This window comes from Kitasatospora sp. NPDC023120 (genome assembly GCF_055560835.1).
In genome coordinates this window covers 73,147-90,807 of the sequence record NZ_JBVHHY010000017.1, presented here as the reverse complement: position 1 = coordinate 90,807, position 17,661 = coordinate 73,147, and the positions used below count along the sequence as shown (strand labels likewise).

Annotated in this window: 14 protein-coding genes; 8 read left to right on the top strand and 6 right to left on the bottom strand. The window is 74.8% G+C overall.

What is annotated here, in order from left to right; genetic code table 11:
* Positions 1–117: 117 nt before the first annotated feature.
* Complete coding sequence (locus ACZ3TI_RS24725; RefSeq protein ID WP_465729642.1) at positions 118–2,901, top strand: flippase-like domain-containing protein; 2,784 nt, start codon at positions 118–120, stop codon at positions 2,899–2,901.
* Positions 2,902–2,966: 65 nt separating this feature from the next.
* Here ACZ3TI_RS24725 and moeZ read toward each other — a convergent pair whose 3' ends face one another.
* From moeZ to ACZ3TI_RS24700, 5 genes are all read right to left on the bottom strand, one after another.
* Positions 2,967–4,145, bottom strand: coding sequence for an adenylyltransferase/sulfurtransferase MoeZ (moeZ, locus tag ACZ3TI_RS24720; protein WP_465729640.1), 1,179 nt, complete (start codon positions 4,143–4,145; stop codon positions 2,967–2,969).
* Between the two features lie 242 nt (positions 4,146–4,387).
* Complete coding sequence (locus ACZ3TI_RS24715) at positions 4,388–5,407, bottom strand: NAD-dependent epimerase/dehydratase family protein (protein WP_465729638.1); 1,020 nt, start codon at positions 5,405–5,407, stop codon at positions 4,388–4,390.
* A gap of 119 nt (positions 5,408–5,526) precedes the next feature.
* A complete protein-coding gene (locus ACZ3TI_RS24710; protein ID WP_465729636.1) occupies positions 5,527–6,642 on the bottom strand; it encodes a hypothetical protein in 1,116 nt (371 codons plus the stop codon).
* On the bottom strand, positions 6,642–8,405 hold the full coding sequence (locus tag ACZ3TI_RS24705; RefSeq protein ID WP_465729634.1) for a DUF3492 domain-containing protein: 1,764 nt from the start codon (positions 8,403–8,405) through the stop codon (positions 6,642–6,644). Before ACZ3TI_RS24705 ends, ACZ3TI_RS24710 begins: the two co-directional genes overlap by 1 nt.
* A gap of 413 nt (positions 8,406–8,818) precedes the next feature.
* A complete protein-coding gene (locus ACZ3TI_RS24700; protein ID WP_465729632.1) occupies positions 8,819–9,721 on the bottom strand; it encodes an alpha/beta fold hydrolase in 903 nt (300 codons plus the stop codon).
* Between the two features lie 369 nt (positions 9,722–10,090).
* Here ACZ3TI_RS24700 and ACZ3TI_RS24695 point away from each other — a divergent pair, with 369 nt between their 5' ends.
* From ACZ3TI_RS24695 to ACZ3TI_RS24685, 3 genes are all read left to right on the top strand, one after another.
* Positions 10,091–10,750: a TetR/AcrR family transcriptional regulator gene (locus ACZ3TI_RS24695; protein ID WP_465729630.1), complete on the top strand. Its 660-nt coding sequence runs from the start codon at positions 10,091–10,093 to the stop codon at positions 10,748–10,750.
* Between the two features lie 131 nt (positions 10,751–10,881).
* Positions 10,882–11,109 (top strand): DUF3107 domain-containing protein, encoded by a 228-nt coding sequence (locus ACZ3TI_RS24690; protein ID WP_380329095.1) that lies wholly within the window; start codon positions 10,882–10,884, stop codon positions 11,107–11,109.
* A gap of 137 nt (positions 11,110–11,246) precedes the next feature.
* Positions 11,247–11,573, top strand: a complete 327-nt coding sequence (locus tag ACZ3TI_RS24685) for a hypothetical protein (RefSeq protein ID WP_465729628.1) — start codon at positions 11,247–11,249, stop codon at positions 11,571–11,573.
* Between the two features lie 21 nt (positions 11,574–11,594).
* On the opposite strand, the gene ACZ3TI_RS24680 is transcribed toward ACZ3TI_RS24685, so the two are convergent.
* Positions 11,595–12,323 (bottom strand): ferritin-like fold-containing protein, encoded by a 729-nt coding sequence (locus ACZ3TI_RS24680; RefSeq protein ID WP_465729626.1) that lies wholly within the window; start codon positions 12,321–12,323, stop codon positions 11,595–11,597.
* 696 nt (positions 12,324–13,019) lie between these two features.
* Between ACZ3TI_RS24680 and ACZ3TI_RS24675 the strand changes: the two genes are divergently transcribed.
* From ACZ3TI_RS24675 to ACZ3TI_RS24660, 4 genes are all read left to right on the top strand, one after another.
* The gene (locus tag ACZ3TI_RS24675; protein ID WP_465729624.1) at positions 13,020–15,068 is read left to right on the top strand and encodes a DEAD/DEAH box helicase; all 2,049 of its coding nucleotides are present in this window, start codon (positions 13,020–13,022) and stop codon (positions 15,066–15,068) included.
* A gap of 170 nt (positions 15,069–15,238) precedes the next feature.
* Positions 15,239–16,108 carry an alpha/beta fold hydrolase gene (locus ACZ3TI_RS24670; protein ID WP_465729622.1) on the top strand — a complete coding sequence of 290 codons (870 nt, stop codon included), beginning with the start codon at positions 15,239–15,241 and terminating at the stop codon, positions 16,106–16,108.
* A 401-nt stretch (positions 16,109–16,509) separates the two neighbouring features.
* Positions 16,510–16,668: a hypothetical protein gene (locus ACZ3TI_RS24665; protein WP_465729845.1), complete on the top strand. Its 159-nt coding sequence runs from the start codon at positions 16,510–16,512 to the stop codon at positions 16,666–16,668.
* Between the two features lie 301 nt (positions 16,669–16,969).
* Positions 16,970–17,608: a DUF6758 family protein gene (locus ACZ3TI_RS24660; protein WP_391553644.1), complete on the top strand. Its 639-nt coding sequence runs from the start codon at positions 16,970–16,972 to the stop codon at positions 17,606–17,608.
* Positions 17,609–17,661: the final 53 nt, after the last annotated feature.

Below are 17,661 nucleotides of genomic sequence, written 5' to 3'. Positions count from 1 at the left end.
CAGCCGAAGTTTGGTACGAACGGAACGCCGCGCCCGATCCGCCCCCTGTCCAGCACGGGGGGTCGGGGCATGCCACCATCTTCGGGGCGGTGAGTGGTGATACGAGGACAAGACCAGATGACCGGGACGGCTGACGTGGGCGTGGACAAGGACTCCGACGAGTCCGCTGCCGCCGTGCCCCCGCCGCCCGGCGGGGGGACCGAAGGCCGCCCCCAGCAGGGGCCGACGCCGGAAGTCTCCCTGATCAAGGACCGGACGATCAAGACCCCCGCACCCGAACAGTCCACCCCGCCGGAATCCCCGCCTCCGGCCCCGAAGCCCGTGGTCCCCGCACCGGCGGCCCCGGAGCCAGCGGCCCCGGAGCCGTCGGACCCGGAGCCGTCGGACCCGGAGCCGCTGCCCGACGACCAGGACCAGCCGGACGACGCCCCGCACCTGGACGTCGACGAACCGCTGCTCGCCGCCCGCGCGCACCGACCGTCCGACCTGATCCGCTTCCTGGTGGGCGTCTTCGGGATAGTCGCCGTCTTCGTGCTGGCCGGCATCGCCACCTCGACCACCACCGGCATCGAGCAGGACATCGCCACCAACGCGCCGCACTTCTCCGCGGTGCTCTCCACCATCACCGGCCTGGTCTCCAGCGTCGCGGTGCTCGCCGTGCCGCTGGCCTTCGCGGTCGAGCGGCTGATCAAACGCGACGGCCTGCGGGTCGCCGACGGCGTGCTCGCCTCGGTGCTCGCGTACGGCGTCTCGCTCGGCATCGACTGGTGGGTCGCCGAGGGCGCCTCCGAGCACATCCGCGACGCGCTGACCCGGCTGCCGCTGGACAGCAACGGCACCCTCACCGACCCGGTGCACGGCTACCTCGCCCCGGTCATCGCCTACATGACCGCCGTCGGCATGTCGAGCAGACCGCGCTGGCGGGTCGCCCTGTGGGTGGTGGTGGTCTTCAGCGGGGTCACCGAGCTCCTCGGCGGCTACACCACCCCGCTGTCGCTGATGCTCACCGTGCTGATCGGCTGGTCCGTCGCCTACGGCACGCTGTACGCGATCGGCTCCCCCAACATCCGGCCCACCGGCCAGCACCTGATGATCGGCCTGCGCAAGGTCGGCTTCACCCCGGACGGCGCCCACCGGGCCCCCGACGCCCCCGGCGGCACCCGCCGCTACTTCGTCACCCAGCAGGGCGGCCCGCCCCTGGACGTCCACATCATCGACCGCGAGCAGCAGGCCTCCGGCTTCTTCTACCGGGCCTGGCGGCGGCTGCGACTGCGCTCGGTCGCGGTGCGCCGCAGCCCGCAGTCGCTGCGCCAGGCGCTGGAGCAGGAAGCCCTGATCGCGTACGCGGCGGCCGCCTCGGGCGCCCGCGCGCCGCAGCTGGTCGCCACCTCCGAGCTCGGACCGGACGCCGCGATCCTGGTGTACGAAAACGTCGAGGGCCGCACCCTGGACGAGCTGGCCGACGACGAGGTCACCGACCCGGTGATGGCCTCCATCTGGCAGTCGGTGGCCGCCCTGCACGAGCGCCGGATCGCCCACCGCCGGCTGACCGGCGAGTCGCTGCTGGTGGTGGACGAGCGGACCGGCTGCCTGGTCAACCTCTCCGGCGGCGACATCGCCGCCACCGACCTGACCCTGCGCATCGACGTCGCCCAGCTGCTCACCACCTTCGCGCTGCGGATCGGCCCGGAGCGGGCCGTCGCCACCGCCAACGCGGTGGTCGGCGCCGACCGGGTCGCCCAGGCACTGCCACTGCTCCAGCCGGTCGGGATGAGCCGCTCCACCAGGATCGACCTCGCGAAGCTCAGCAAGGAGCGCAAGGCCACCGCCCGGGCCCGGGCGCTGGAGCAGGTCGCGGCCGGGGAGCGCACCCAGCAGCAGGCCGAGGAGGACATCGCGGCGGCCGGCGAGGACCTGCTGAGCCGCATCCGCGGCCAGATCCTGCAGATCGCCCCCGAGGCGCCGATGGAGCCGGCCAAGCTGGAACGGCTGAAGCCGAAGAGCCTGATCATGGTGATCGCGCTCACCTTCGCCGCCTACCTGGCGCTGACCACCATCAAGCCGGCCCAGCTCAAGCTCTCCCAGATGGACTGGGCCTGGGCCGCGGCCGCGCTGCTCGCGGCCGCCTTCAGCTACGTCGCCGCGGCGATGAGCCTGACCGGCTTCGTCCCCGAGCGCCTGCCGTTCCGGCGCACCGTCGCCGCCCAGCTGGCCGGATCCTTCGTCAAGCTGGTCGCCCCCGCCGCGATCGGCGGCATCGCGCTCAACACCCGCTACCTGCAGAAGGCCGGCATCCGCTCCGGCCAGGCGGTCGCCTCGGTCGGCGCCTCCCAGCTGGCGGGCCTGGCCGGACACCTGCTGCTGCTGTTCAGCTTCGGCCTGATCACCGGCAGCCAGACCAACGGCGACCTCTCCGCCTCCCGCGCGGTGATCATCGGCGTGCTGACCGCCGCCGTGCTGGCGCTGGTGGTGGCCGCCGTCGCACCGCTGCGCCGGTTCGTGCTGGGCCGGCTGCGCTCGCTGTTCTTCGGCGTGGTGCCGCGGATGCTCGACCTGATGCAGACGCCCAGCAAGCTGGTCACCGGCTTCGGCGGCATCCTGCTGCTGACCCTCTCCTTCACCGCCTGCCTGGACTTCTCGGTGCAGGCCTTCGGCGGCAACGTCAGCTTCTCGGCGGTCGCGGTGGTCTTCCTGACCGCCAACGCGGCGGGCTCGGCGATCCCCACCCCGGGCGGCATCGGCCCGGTCGAGGTCGCCCTGATCGGTGCCCTGACCGTCGCGGACGTCTCCCCCGCGGTCGCCACCCCGGCGGTCTTCCTCTACCGGGCGCTCACCTTCTGGCTGCCCGTCCTGCCGGGCTGGATCGCCTACAACGTGCTGCAGCGCAGGAACGCGCTCTGAGCCGACGCCCCGGAACACGACGGAGGGCCCCGCCGGTCGGCGGGGCCCTCCGTCGTGAAGCGGCTCTAGTAGACCGGCTTGTGCGGCTCGATCTGGTTCACCCAGCCGAGCACGCCGCCGCCCAGGTGGACGGCGTTGCCGAAGCCCGCGGCCTTCACCACGGCCAGCACCTCGGCCGAGCGCACGCCGGACTTGCAGTGCAGCACGATCTTCTTGTCCTGCGGCAGCTTCTCCAGCGCGTCGCCCATCAGGAACTCGTTCTTCGGGATCAGCACCGCGCCGGGGATGCTGACGATCTCGTACTCGCCGGGCTCGCGGACGTCGATGAGGTAGATGTCCTCCTTCTCGTCCTGCCACTGCTTGAGCTGAGCCGAGGTGATGGTCGAACCGGCGGCGGCGGCCTGCGCCTCCTCCGACACGACGCCGCAGAAGGCCTCGTAGTCGATCAGCTCGGTGACCGTCGGGTTCTCACCGCAGACGGCGCAGTTCGGGTCCTTGCGGACCTTCACCTGGCGGTAGTTCATCTCCAGGGCGTCGTAGATCATCAACCGGCCGAGCAGCGGCTCACCGATGCCGGCCAGCAGCTTGATCGCCTCGTTGACCTGGATCGAGCCGATGGAGGCGCACAGCACGCCCAGCACACCGCCCTCGGCGCAGGAGGGGACCATGCCCGGCGGCGGGGCCTCCGGGTACAGGCAGCGGTAGCAGGGGCCGTGCTCGGCCCAGAACACGCTGGCCTGGCCGTCGAAGCGGTAGATCGAGCCCCACACGTACGGCTTGCCGAGCAGCACCGCGGCGTCGTTCACCAGGTAGCGGGTGGCGAAGTTGTCGGTGCCGTCCACGATCAGGTCGTAGCCGGAGAAGATCTCCATCACGTTGGAGTTGTCGAGGCGCTCCTCGTGCAGCACCACGTCGACGTAGGGGTTGATCTCCTTGACCGAGTCCCGCGCCGACTCCGCCTTGGAGCGGCCGACGTCGGACTGACCGTGGATGACCTGGCGCTGCAGGTTCGACTCGTCGACCACGTCGAACTCGACGATGCCCAGCGTGCCGACACCGGCCGCGGCCAGGTACAGCAGGGCGGGCGAGCCGAGGCCGCCGGCGCCGACGCACAGCACCTTGGCGTTCTTCAGCCGCTTCTGCCCGGCCATGCCCACGTCGGGGATGATCAGGTGGCGGGAGTACCGGCGGACCTCATCGACGGTGAGCTCGTCGGCCGGCTCGACCAGGGGTGGCAACGACACGGGGACTCCGATGGGTGTCTTGTCCGAGGTGGCCGGGGCCAGCCGCGGTGTGGGTTGTTGCTGGTTGTTGCGCCGCCACTCGGGTGGCTGTCTAGGCCAACAGTGTCACGCGCCTCCGGTATTCCGAGACAGCCCGTCCGATGGGCGAGACGGGCGGCGCCGGATCGTGGAACCACCGCGCGGGCCCCCGCAGGTGCCCCCGAACCCATGTGCCACGGGCCCCGGGCACCCCGGGGGCGGACTCAGACCCGGCAGGCCGTCTCCAGCCAGATGTCCCCCAGCGACTCCTCCAGCGGCACCTGCGTCCGCCATCCGAGACGGTCCCGGGCGGTGCGCACGTCCGCCTGCCGCCACGGCACCGGCTCGCCCGGCACCGCCCGGCCCTCCGGCCGCTGGCCCTCCGCCCGGTGGCCCGGCAGGTACGGGCCGGACTGGTGGTGGCCCGGCGGGTGGTGGCCCGGAAGGTGGTCGCCGCCCGCCCCGCCGGCCTGCGCGGGCAGCAGGACCTGCCGGTTCTCCTCCACGATCGACCCCTCGAAGCCCGAGGCCCGCACCAGCAGCTGCGCGGCGTCCCTGGCCCGGACGGCGTGTCCGCTGCCGATGTTGATCACCCCGGTGGCGGCCGACACCGCGGCCGCCTGGATCGCCCGCGCGACGTCCCGGACGTCGACGAAATCCCGGTATCCGGACAGGTCCGGCATCCGCACCTGGTTCTCGTCGCGCTCCAGCGCCCGCCGCAGCCCCTCCGCCAGCCGCCCGAACAGCGAGGCGGTCGGCGCCCCCGGCCCCACCACGTCGAACACCCGCAGCACCGCCGCGTCCAGCCCGGAGGCCAGCACCAGCTCCGTCCCGGCCAGCTTGGACACCCCGTACGGGCCGACCGGGCGCGGCTCGGCCTGCTCGGACACCGGCACCCCGCCGGGCACCGGCCCGTACTCGGCGGCCGAGCCGACGTGCACCAGCCGGGCCGGCTCCCGGCTACGCCGGATCGCCTCGCAGACCGTCGCGACGGCCAGCGTGTTCGACCGGATCAGGGTGCGCGAGCTGCCGTAGGTGGCGCCCGCGCAGTTGATCACCACCTGCGGCGCGACCGCGTCCAGGAAGCGGGCCAGCGCGCCCGGGCTCCCGGTGGTCAGGTCGAAGCGGATGTCGGCCGAGTCGCGCCGGCCGAGCACCGTCACCTGCAACTCCTGGTCCATCAGCAGACGATCGGTGACCCGGCGGCCGATGAAGCCGTCGGCGCCCAGCAGCAGCACCCTCATCGGGGGTGTCCTTCCACGAAGCGAGGTCGGGGACGACCTGGCGGACTGAAATCAACGAACGGAACGCGGAACGGGGGATCACGCGACGGCGGGCACGAAGTGGGGCCCTCCGAAGCGGATCAGCGGTACGAGTCGACCCGGCCGAGCACCGCCCCGGCGTACGCCAGCAGCGCCGCCGCGACGGCGCCACCGCCGAGCAGGAGGGCCGAGGGCAGGGAGCGGCCGAGGGCGAGCAGCCCGAGTGTCGCGGCGGCTCCGGCCGGTGCGCCCAGCGCGGCGGCCGTCGTCCGACTGCAGCGCGCCAGCAGCGCGGGAAGCACCAGCAGCAGGCCCAGCACGCCCTGCGCCGCCCACCACGCCGGTCCGGCCCGCTCTGCCGCCAGGTGCAGCAGCCCGCCGCCGTGGCCCGGACCGGAGCGCGGCGCGACGACCGCCACGACGGCCAGCACGGCGAAGCTCAGCACCCCGAGCACCGCCAGGTGCAGGGCGATCGCGACCGGCAGCACCGGCCGCATCCGGGACCGGAACTCGGCCAGGGTGGCCGCCGCGCCGAGGTGCCCGCGGCCGACCCGCCGGCACCAGCGCGCCGCCCGCTCGGCCGACCCGGTCGACACCGCCGCCGCCAGCACCAGCGCGGCAGCCGCCGGCCGGTCCCCGCCCGGCACGGCCGCCGGGAGCAGCAGCAGCGCCGCCAGCCCCAGTCCGTACCCCAACCCGTGTCCCAGCCCGGCCGGGCGGCGCCCGGGCCCGGCGGGCCACCGCACCACTGGCGCCGGCCCGAGCGCGTCCGCCGGGCGGGCGGCCCCGGCAAACGGAGGTCCGGACCCGTCCGGCGGCGGCGCGGTCAGCACGGGCAGCAGCACCAGCGGTACGGCGGCGGGCAGCAGCACCGGCCAGCGGGCGCCGAGCGCGGCCACCGCCGCGCAGGGCGGCGCGGCCAGCGCGGCGGCGGCCAGCGCGGCCCGGGTATCGGCCCCCCGCCGACGCGGGGCGACCGGCGCGGGCGACGGCGGGCGGCGGGGCACCCGGGCGTACAGCTCCTCGGCGAGCGAGAACAGGTCGGCGTGCCGGCAGCGGGCGGCGGCGTCCGGACCGAGCCCGGCCTCCTCCAGCCCGGCGGCGATCTCCAGCGGGTCGACGGCGCGCTCACACAGCTCCCGGTGCTCCGCCATCACCTCGCGCACCGGGTCCGCACTGCCGGCCGGCGCATGCCCGGACGCCGCGCGGCCGGACATCAGACCGCCTCCGCGAGCGCGGCGGGCTCCTGGTCGCCGACGGTGTCCGCGCCGCCGTCCTCCGCAGCGACCGCCCGGCCGTCCGGGGCACCGGCCCGGCCGTCCGCGAGCCAGTACTCGGCGGGCCGGGCGAAGGGGCGCGGCGCCGGGCCGCCCTCGCCGCCGCTCCCGCCGCTCGGGAAGGCCGGATACTGCGAGACCAGCTCCAGGTAGATCTCCCGGAAGGCGCCGATCACCGGCTCGACGGCGAAGCGTTCCTGCACCCGCAGCCGTCCGGCCAGGCCGAGCCGGGCCCGCCGCTCCTCGTCGCGCAGCAGCGCCAGGCAGGCGCCGGCCAGGGCGCGCGGGTCGCGGGCGGGCACCAGCAGCCCAGTCGGCCCGACCACCTCCCGGGCCACCCCGACGTCGGTGGACACCACGGCCCGGCCGCTGAGCATCGCGTCCACGAGCAGCCGCGGGCGGCGCTGGGAGAGCGCCGAGAAGACCGCCACCGAGCCGGCCTCCCAGATCTCGGCGAGGGACTCCGGCCGCCCGGCGAAGTCCACCGCCGCGGCCACCCCCAGCCGCTCGGCCACCGCCGCGCAGTGCGCCCGGTAGCCGGGCGCGGCCTCCTCGCCGTACAGCACCAGCCGGGTGTCGGGCAGCTCGGCATGGATCCGGGCGAAGGCGTGCAGGGCCAGCTCCGGGTCCCGGCCGGGCTCCAGCGCGCCCGCCCACACCAGGGTCGGCGCCTGCGGTTCCGGTCCGGCGGCCGGACGGTCCACCGCCGGCGTGCCCTCGTACACCACGCGGGTGCGCGCCGGGTCGGCCCCGCAGCGGCGCTGCCACTGCTGGTCGTGGGCGCTGCCGGGGGTCAGGACGGCGGCCTGCCGGTAGGTCTCCCCGGTGAGCGCGCGGAAGAAGGACAGCAGCAGCGCCCGCACCGGCCACCGGTACGGCGCCGCGTGACTCGCCCACTCGCCTCCGGGCGCTCGAACCCGATGCCGACGTTCTCCCCCAGCCTGGCGGCCGGGAGGTGCCCCCAGGCTCCGGCGCTCGTCCCTCGCTTGTCGATCCTCACGTTCGGCACCGGCGCGCCCTTCGGCTCGGGGCGGGTGGCCGAGGTACTGCTCGCGCAGGTGCAGGCCGTGCTCCGTGACCACGAACGGCACCCCGTGCAGCTGCCGGGCCACCAGGGCGGGCAGCGCGGCGAGCCCGCCGCCGACCACGTGGCACAGGTCGGCGGCGCCGAGGCCGCCCGGGCCGGTGCCGTACCAGGGCGCGGACAGCGGTCTGAGGCACTGCTCCAGCAGGTCGGCGGCGACCAGCACGTCGCGCACCAGCGGCTGCCCGGCCGAGGTGTCCGCGCCGGGCAGCCGCCAGGTCCGCTCCAGGATCCGGCGGGCGTGCGCGGAGGCCAGGTAGGCGGGCAGCGCGCCGTCCTCCCGGGCCAGCGCCGCCAGCCGGTACAGCCCGGGCCCGAAGCCGGCCCGCTCCCCCGGCAGCACCAGCGCCCGCACCAGCTCCTCGTACGCCCCGGCGTACCGGCGTCTGCGCAGCGCGCCCGGCGCCCGACCACCCGGCCGGCGCCCCCACAGCACCAGGGCCCGGGCATCGCGCCAGACCGGCGACAACCGCTCGACGGCTCCCGGGCCCTGCGGTCCGGTCAGCAGGTACAGCTCGAAATCGTGCTCCGGCAGGCCCTCGGCCAGCCGGTCGCACCAGCCTCCGGCACCACGCCGGGGATGCGGACGGGCACCCTCGGTGAGCAGGGCAACGCGCACGGGAGACCTCCTGGACAGAGCGGATTCGCGGGCGGATCACGGACGGATCGACGGACAACCGAGCGGCCCGAGGACTGGCCGGGGGCGCCCCCGCTCGACGCCCGGGGAACGGAACGCGGCGCGGTCGGCCGGGCCGGCGCCGCGGCGCCCCCGTGCGGCGGTCGGGCCGGACCCGCCGGGACCCCTCGGCCGCGGCCGCCCTCCGGCTTCTCCGGCGGCCGCGACTCCCCCACACCTGTTCGGTCCGACAGCAGAAAGGTAGGACCGGCCCCGGGCAATCCATCGGTCACATGCCTGGCTGCCACCTGAACGAGTGAAACGCCGTGACCTCGACCCGAACCGGGCGTTACCGGGCGGTACGCGCGGCCGCCCGTGATGTCCGCGCTCGGCGGGCCCGCCGAGGGTCCGCCGGTTCAGCCCGAGGTGGGCGCGATCAGCTCCCCTACGGCGCGGGCGACCTCGTCGGGGTGCTCCATCATCGCCACGTGCCCCGAGTCCGGCAGCACCAGCAGCCGGGCGTCCGCGAAGACGGCGCAGGCGCGACGGGCCGAGCGGTAGGAGACCAGCTTGTCGCGCAGCCCGTACACCAGCAGCACCGGCGCCTCGACCTGCTCGGCCTGCCGCCACAGCGCCTGGTCGCCGCGCTCGGTGTACGCCGAGACGATGCCGCGGGCCGAGCCGATCAGCGCCTGCATCGCGTGCGGCACCTCCAGCCGGCGCCGGTACTCGGCGACCGCCTCGGCCCGGACGGTCGGGCTCAGGCTGCCCGGGTCGCCGTAGACCAGCCGCAGCAGGTCGTCGGCGGCGGCCTCGACGTCGCGCCCGTTCGCGGCGATCCGGCGCAGCAGCGCGGGCACCCCGGGCACCGCGAGCAGGCCGGTCGGCCAGGCGGAGCGCTGCGGGGGCAGCTCGGGCAGGGCGGGCGAGACCAGGGTGAGGGTGCGCACGAGGTCCGGGCGGAGCGCGGCGAGCCGGACGGCGACCGCGCCGCCGAGGGAGTTGCCGAACAGGTGGACCGGGCCGCGCCCGGAGGCCTCCAGGTAGCCGATCACCGCGCGGACGTGGCCGGAGACGGTGAGGTTGCCGTCGGTCGGCGGGTTGGAGCGGCCGAAGCCGGGCAGGTCCACGGCCTCGCCGTCGACCAGGCCGGAGAGCCGGTCCATCAGGGACATCCAGTTGGCGGCCGAGCCGCCGAGCCCGTGCACGAAGAGGCCGGGTTCGCGCCCGGCGGCGACGCCGTCGTCGGCGGGCCGGTGCACCGCGAGCACCGCGCCGGGGACCTCCACCGTACGTACCTGCTGCTCAGCGCTGCTCATGGTGGACGATGGTAGTGAGCCCTGGGCATGGGCCTGTCTTCGGACTCCCGTCGTCCGCCCGGAGGGCGGGCGGGGCGGCGTCGGGGTGCGTGCATCGCAAGGCGGAGGATGGGGGCACCTCCCGGCCGAAGGCTGGGGGAGCGTCGCCCGGCAGACGGGAGTCCGAAGACGGGCCCGGAAAGTCACCCGGGGTGGTCCGGCCGTTCCTCCCCCGTCACACCACTGCCGAGGCCGAGGTCAGCGCCGTATTGTGGGCTCCTGACAACCAGGACGACCTCTTTTCTCGCCTTCGCCAGACGCGGGCGTGGTTACCGAAAAGTAGAATCGGCCATCTTGCCAGCCCCGAACAGACCCGAAGTGAGGAGCGCCGTGACGGCCATCCAGGAGGCGCAGGAGCGCCCGCGCGGTGCCCGCCTGCCGCGAAGCGCCCGCCGTGAACAACTGCTCGGTGCCGCCCAGGAGGTGTTCGTCGCGCAGGGCTACCACGCGGCCGCCATGGACGACATCGCCGACCGCGCCGGGGTGAGCAAGCCGGTGCTCTACCAGCACTTCCCCGGGAAGCTGGAGCTCTACTTGGCGCTGCTGGACAAGCACTGCGACGCCCTGGTCGAGTCGACCCGCGAGGCGCTGTCGACGACCACCGACAACAAGCAGCGCGTGGCCAACACCATGGAGGCGTACTTCAACTACGTCTCCAGCGAGTCGGGCGCCTTCCGGCTGGTCTTCGAGTCGGACCTGACCAACGAGCCGGCCGTGCGCGAGCGGGTGGAGCGGGCCTCCGAGGCGAGCGCGACGCTGGTCAGCAAGGTGATCCAGGAGGACACCGACCTGCCCGAGGCGGAGTCCAAGCTGCTCGCCGCCGGCGTCTGCGGCCTGGCCCAGATCACCGCCCGCTACTGGCTCTCGCAGGGCCTGGAGATCCCGCGCGACGAGGCGGTCCGGCTGGTCGCCAGCCTGTCCTGGCGCGGCCTCAAGGGCTTCCCGATGCACCCGGGCGAGCAGCCCGGCGAGGGTGCCCACCAGGGGTGATCCGCCGACAATCGCCTGGCCGCTGATCCCGTGCTCTATGGTGAAGCCGTACGGCGCGGTCGTCGCGAACGCTTGTCCCAGGCGGTCCGGTGCCCGCGCGTGGAGGCTGCAACCCCGGAGGGACGGAAGCCGTGGAGGTCAAGATCGGCGTGCAGAACGCGCCGCGCGAGATCGTGATCGAGAGCTCGCAGACTGCCGATGAGGTCCAGAGCGCGGTCGCGAAGGCGCTGGAGGGCACGGAGAAGCTCCTCACGCTGACCGACGAGCACGGCCGTCGCGTCATCGTCCCGGCCGAGCGCCTGGCGTACGTGGAGATCGGCGAGCAGGCCGTCCGCAAGGTCGGCTTCGGCACGCTCTGAGGCGCCGCCCGAGCAGTGCTCCGGTGCCCCGTTCCCGCGAGGGAGCGGGGCACCGCTGCGTGTACGGCCGGGTGGGGCGGGGTACGGCGACAGGTGCGGCGCGCCGGTGCCGCTAGCCCGTCCCCCGGGAGGCAGTGTTGCTGGTCGAGTCGATCGCCTTCGCCCTCGTCGGCCTGGTCACGGGCGGCGCCGCGCTGCTGGCCCTGCCCGCGTACTTCCGGGCGGCCCGCGCGCTGACCCTCGGCACCGCGCTGGCGGCGGCCCTGGTCGGCGGGGTGATCGCGCACTTCTGCCTGGACGGCCACTACCCGGGGGTGTCGGTCGCCGCCTCGGCGCTGGCCTCGGGCGTGCTCACCTCGCTGCTGGCCCGGCCCGACCTGGCGGCCGGGCGGGCCCCGGCGCACCGGCACCACCCGCACCGCGGCGGCGCCCACCGCGCACCGCGGCAGCACCGGGCGGCGTAGGACGGGCCCCGGCGGCGTCGGTCAGCTGGCCAGGCCCAGGGCGGCCATCCGCTTGGTGTGCGCCTCGGTGATCCGGTTGAACATCTTGCCGACCTCGACCAGGTCGAAGCCCTGTACCCGGACGCCGCCGACCAGCAGGTTGGACAGCGCGTCACGCTCGGCGACCACCCGCTGGGCCTGGCTGAGCGCCTCGCCCATCAGCCGCCGGCCCCACAGCGCGAGCCGGCCGCCGGCCCGCGGGTCGGCCTCGATCGCCTCGCGCACCTTGTCGACGGCGAAGCGGGCGTGGCCGGTGTCGGACATGACGCCGAGCACCAGCTCGCGGGTGTCGTCGTCCAGCCGGACGGCCACCTCGCGGTAGAAGTCGGTCGCGATGGCGTCGCCGACATAGGCCTTGACCAGGCCCTCCAGCCAGTCCGAGGGCGCCGTCATCCGGTGGAACAGCTCCAGCGGCTCGACGAACGGCCGCATCGCCTCCTGCGGGTCGGCGCCGACCTCGGCGAGCCGGTCGTGCAGCCGCTGGTAGTGCTGGAACTCGGCGGAGGCCATCCGGGCCAGCGCCGCCTTGTCTGCGAGGTTCGGCGCCAGCTTGGCGTCCTCGGCGAGCCGCTCGAAGGCGCTCAGCTCGCCGTACGCGAGCGCGCCGAGCAGATCCAGCACCGCCGCCCGGTAGCCGGGGTCGGCCGAGCACGCGGCCCAGTCGCCGATCGAGCCGGCCGCGGCGTCCTGCGTCTCACCATGGGTCTCCATGACCTGCCAGCTTAGTCCCGCGCACCCGGCTCCCCCACCACCGGCCGCACCCGGACGGGCGGCCGGATCGCCTGGTCACGCGGTGCTTGCCGGGTGCATTGTCAGACGCGTCACGTGTTCGAGTCGTCGCCTGACTGTATGGTGGTACGGAGCCCCGTCGTGCTCGCACGGAGTCACCGCCTCTCGGTGCCCCGCGCAAGCCCGCTCCGTAGCGTCACCGTCCAGTCGGACGTGTCCGCGCCGGAGGCACGGGTACTCACGTACGCGGATGCCCGGTCGGAGAGCCGATCGGCTCCGACCATGGCTTGGACTTCAAGCCTTGGCACCGCATCAGTGGCCGAGCGAGGGCCGCCGAGACCACGCCCCCTGGCGGAGGTCCCGCGCAGGTCCCTCACGGGAATCCTCCCCGACGCCGCCGGCGACGCGCCCCGTACCGGGGCAGCGCGCACCGGCCGGCCGCAGGGACCGGCGCGGTTGTGCGTCCGCGCAGCTGTATTCGGGGCCGCCCAGGCCCGTACGCAGCCGCGCGGCTGCCCGCCCGCCGCTCGCTCTCGGCCCCTCCCACACGGAAGAGGCAGCACCCTGTCCACCACCGCTGAACCCATCAAGACGACCTTCCGGGACCTGGGGATCCTCCCGGAGACCGCCGAGGCACTCGAGTCCGTCGGCATCGTCCACCCCTTTCCCATCCAGGAGATGACCCTCCCGGTCGCACTGACCGGCCACGACGTCATCGGCCAGGCCAAGACCGGCACCGGCAAGACCCTCGGCTTCGGCCTCCCGCTGATCGAGCGGGTCGTCGTGCGCGCCGACGTGGACGCCGGCCGGGCCACCGAGGAGCAGTTCTCCGACTTCCCGCAGGCGCTGATCGTCGTTCCGACCCGCGAGCTCTGCACCCAGGTCACCAACGACCTGCAGACCGCCGGCAAGGTCCGCAACGTTCGCGTCCTCGCCGTCTACGGCGGCCGGGCGTACGAGCCGCAGGTCGAGGCGCTCACCAAGGGCGTCGACATCGTGGTCGGCACCCCGGGCCGACTGCTCGACCTGGCCGGGCAGAAGAAGCTGAACCTGTCCAAGGTCCGCTCGCTGGTCCTGGACGAGGCCGACGAGATGCTCGACCTCGGCTTCCTGCCGGACGTCGAGAAGATCATCACCATGCTGCCGGCCAAGCGGCAGACCCTGCTGTTCTCGGCGACCATGCCGGGCCAGGTCATCAGCCTCGCCCGCCGGTACATGAGCCAGCCGACCCACATCCGGGCCACCGCCCCGGACGACACCGGCACCACCGTCGCCAACATCGAGCAGCACATCTTCCGTGCCCACTCGCTGGACAAGGTCGAGATGGTCTCGCGCATCCTGCAGGCCGAGGGCCGCGGGCTGGCGATGATCTTCTGCCGCACCAAGCGCACCGCCGCCGACGTCTCCGACCAGCTGACCCAGCGCGGCTTCGCGGCCGGCGCGGTCCACGGCGACCTCGGCCAGGGCGCCCGCGAGCAGGCCCTGCGGGCCTTCCGCAACGGCAAGGTCGACGTGCTGGTCTGCACCGATGTCGCCGCTCGCGGCATCGACGTCGAGGGCGTCACGCACGTCATCAACTACCAGTGCCCCGAGGACGAGAAGACCTACCTGCACCGGATCGGCCGCACCGGCCGGGCCGGCGCCTCCGGCACCGCCGTCACCCTGGTCGACTGGGACGACATCCCGCGCTGGCAGCTGATCAACAAGGCGCTGGACCTGTCGTTCAACGACCCGGAGGAGACCTACTCCACCTCGCCGCACCTGTACGAGCTGCTGAAGATCGCGCCGGGCACCAAGGGTGTCCTGCCGCGCTCGGAGCGGACCCGGGCGGGGCTCAACGCGGAGGAGGTCGAGGACCTCGGCGAGACCGGCGGACGCGGCAGCCGCTCCGGCCGTTCCGGCCGCGGTCGCGGCGGGCAGGGCGGCTCGGACCGTCCGGCCGCCGCCGCGCCGGTCGAGACCGAGGAGAAGCCGCGCCGCACCCGTGAGCGCCGCCGCACCCGTCGGGGCTCGGCGGTCGGCACCGAGGGCGAGGCCGCTGCCGCCGTGACCGAGGCCGCCGTGGCGGCTCCGGCCGTCGAGGGCACCGAGGGCGAGGCCGCGCCGCGCCGTCGCCGCCGCCGCTCGCGCGGTGGCGCCGGCGAGGCCGTCGCCGCGGCTGCGGTCGTCGAGACCGCCGAGGTCGTCGAGGTCGTCGAGACGGTCAAGGCCGCCGAGACCGTCGTCGCCGAGGCGCCGGTGGCCGAGAAGCCGGCTGCCCGGACCCGTACCCGGACGCGCAAGCCGAAGGCGGAGGCCGTCGAGGCCGCTGCCGAGGCCGTCGTCGCCGAGGCCGCCGCGGTGGTCGAGGCCGCGGTCGAGGCGGTCGTCGCCGAGGCTCCGGCCGAGGAGAAGCCCGCCCCGCGCAGGCGCACCCGCAAGGCGGCGGCCACCGCCGAGACCGCTGCCGAGGCGCCGGCAGCGGAGAAGCCCGCCACCCGGACCCGCACCCGCAAGCCGAAGGCCGAGGCCGTCGAGGCCGCGGTCGAGGCGGTCGCCACCGAGGCCCCGGCCGAGGAGAAGCCCGCCCCGCGCAAGCGCACCCGCAAGGCCGCGGCCACCGCCGCGACCGCTCCGGAGGCCCCGGAAGCCCCGGCCACCGAGGCCGGCGCCGAGGTCCCGGCCCCGCGCAAGCGCACCCGCACCCGCAAGGCCGCCGCGACCGTCGAGGCGACCCCGGAGAGCTGACCGGCAACGCACTCCCCCGAGGGGGCGAGCCCGGCCACCCGGCCCGGCCCGCCCCCTCGGGCGTTCCCGCCCCCAGGGTCCGTCTGCAAGTCCCCGCAGGCGGGGCTTCGACGACGGACCCTAGGCTTGGGGACACCGGGAGTCGCCGGCAGGAGAGCAGGGAGCAGCCCATGAGCACGCCGCCGTTTCTGAGCCTGCCCGGGTGTGCGCGGGCCGAGCGGGTGGTCACCGGGCGCGGGGAGTTCGCGGCGTTGCGGGCGGAGCCCTCGGGAGCCGTGCGGGGGTCGGCGCTGCTGGTGCCCGGGTTCACCGGCAGCAAGGAGGACTTCATCGGGCTGCTGGAGCCGCTGGCGGCGGCCGGATACCGGGTGACCGCGGTGGACCAGCGCGGGCAGTACGAGACCGGCGGGACGGACGACCCGGCCGCGTACGCCGTCGCCGAGCTGGGCGCGGACGTACGGGCGCTCACCGAGGCGCTGGCGGCGCAGGGCGGGCCGCTGCACCTGCTGGGGCACTCCTTCGGCGGCCAGGTGGTCCGGGAGGCGGTGCTCGCCGCCGCCGCGCACGGCCCCCTGCCCTGGCGGTCGCTGACCCTGATGTCGACCGGTCCGGGCGCGATCTACCCGGCCGAGGCGGCCCGTACCAAGCTGCTGCTGGACGCGCTGCAGGTGATGGACCTGGAGGCGATCTGGCAGGTCATGCGGCAGCTGGACGCCGACAGCGGGCAGCCGCGCCCGGAGCCGGCCGTCGCGGAGTTCCTGCACCGCCGCTGGCTGGCCAGTGTGCCGCGGGCGCTGTCCGTCACCGGCGGGCACCTGGTCGCCGCACCGGACCGGGTGGCCGAGCTGGCCGCCGCCACCGCCGGGCTGCCGGTGCTGGTGCTGTCCGGCGTGCGGGACTACGCCTGGCCGGTCCCGGAGCAGACCGGGATGGCCGAGCGCCTGGGCGCCCGCCGGGTGGTCATCGCGGACGCGGGCCACTCCCCCAACGCCGAACAGCCGGCCGCGACCGCCGAGGCGCTCGCCGCGTTCTGGGCCTGACCGGCACCCCGCCCCGGGCCTGACCGGCCCGTCACGCCGCACCCACCCGGAAGTGGTCTGTACCACTTCTGGACGTCGACCGGTCTCAACGCAGGACAAAAGTCGTTAGTTACGGTAATCTTTGATTCTGTCCGGGAATCATCGCCGGCCTCTGCGTCGACGCGCACCACCGGAAACCTGGACTTCACGGACAGGCAACGGCCCGGTAGCACCACCACGACACCGTGGTTCACGAGGCAATGGACGCACCAGGCAAGCAGGGGGAGCCCTTGCCGCAGCAGACCGCCGCACGCACGACCCGCCCGGTCCGGCCGCTTCGCCGGAACCGCACGATCCCGAAAGGGCTGATACCCACTCAGCCGCGACCGCCCCGCCCCGCGGGGCCAGGAAAGGAGACGCCCATGACGAAGACCATGCGCTTCGAGATCGTCCGACTGGACGACACCAACGGCTCCGCCACCGACCGCCTGATCGTCGACGCCGCGACCGTGCGCGAGCACGTCCAGGCCGCCGCCCGCACCGGCGAACGCCTGCTCATCCGGCCGTGCCCGACCGTCTGACCCCGCGCGGCGCCTCCGACCCGGAGCCCTCACCCGCCGCAGACGAGCCGGGAACGTCCGATCCGGATGTTCCGATACCCGACTGACGCCCCGTCACCGCAACCGCCGATGACGGGGCGTCAGCGCGTCCGGGGTCGGCGCCCGGACGTTTGCCGCCGCCCCTCACGGGACATCCCCCAACGGGAACCGTCCGCGCCCACCCGGCGCCGGCCGGGCGTCCGCCATCGACAGGTGCCGCCGAGCCCTCCGTACGGGTGATCGTCCTTGACGCGGCGGTCCGGAGGGAGGAGCGTTGTCGGCTATGAGGGGCGAGCCAAGCTGCCCGAGGTGCGCCGGTCGGGTCCGCGCCCCCGGTCTGTTCTCAGACACCTGGCAGTGCGACCGGCACGGAGCGGTGCACCCGATGCAGCCGGTGCTGCCCCCGAGTGTCGAGGCCCTCGGCGTCGCCGTCGCCCGTTCCCAGGTCCCCGTCTGGCTGCCCTGGCCGCTCCCGGTCGGCTGGCTCTACACCGGCATCGCCCACGTCGGCGACGACGTCTCGGGTGCCCGCGCCACCGCCGTCGCCTGCTCCGGCCCGGCGCCGCTCGGCGGCTTCGGCGAGCTGGTGCTGGTCGCCGAGGAGCTGGGGGTCGGGCTCGGCGCCCGCTACGCCGGGCTCCCGGGGCCGGACCCGGGTGATTCCGTCGGCCTCTACAAGCCCGCCGACGCCAAGCTGATGGCCGCCGGGCGGCCCACCCCGATGTTCCACGTCCCGGACGCCCCGGCCGACCGCGCGGTGTTCGTCGGCGAGGCCCGCGGGCTCTGGCTGTGGGCGATCGCCTGGCCCGAGCAGTCCGCGCTGGTGATGTACGACGAGCTGGTGCTCACCGACCTGCGGGAGGCCGGCGCCGAGCTGGACCTGCTGCCCTGCGGGGCGCTCTCCCCCCGGCTGCTCGGCTGAGCCCTGCGCCAGGGGCCTCCCCGCCCCCGACGGCCTATCCTGGGCGGCACCCA

Coding starts and splice junctions, on each gene's coding strand:
- ACZ3TI_RS24680 (WP_465729626.1), bottom strand. CDS start 12,323: ATGGAGACCCATGGTGAGACGCAGGACGCCGCGGCCGGCTCGATCGGC.
- ACZ3TI_RS24715 (WP_465729638.1), bottom strand. CDS start 5,407: ATGAGGGTGCTGCTGCTGGGCGCCGACGGCTTCATCGGCCGCCGGGTC.
- ACZ3TI_RS24675 (WP_465729624.1), top strand. CDS start 13,020: ATGACCCTCCCGGTCGCACTGACCGGCCACGACGTCATCGGCCAGGCC.
- ACZ3TI_RS24725 (WP_465729642.1), top strand. CDS start 118: ATGACCGGGACGGCTGACGTGGGCGTGGACAAGGACTCCGACGAGTCC.
- ACZ3TI_RS24710 (WP_465729636.1), bottom strand. CDS start 6,642: ATGTCCGGCCGCGCGGCGTCCGGGCATGCGCCGGCCGGCAGTGCGGAC.
- ACZ3TI_RS24665 (WP_465729845.1), top strand. CDS start 16,510: ATGACGAAGACCATGCGCTTCGAGATCGTCCGACTGGACGACACCAAC.
- ACZ3TI_RS24660 (WP_391553644.1), top strand. CDS start 16,970: ATGAGGGGCGAGCCAAGCTGCCCGAGGTGCGCCGGTCGGGTCCGCGCC.
- ACZ3TI_RS24700 (WP_465729632.1), bottom strand. CDS start 9,721: ATGAGCAGCGCTGAGCAGCAGGTACGTACGGTGGAGGTCCCCGGCGCG.
- ACZ3TI_RS24670 (WP_465729622.1), top strand. CDS start 15,239: ATGAGCACGCCGCCGTTTCTGAGCCTGCCCGGGTGTGCGCGGGCCGAG.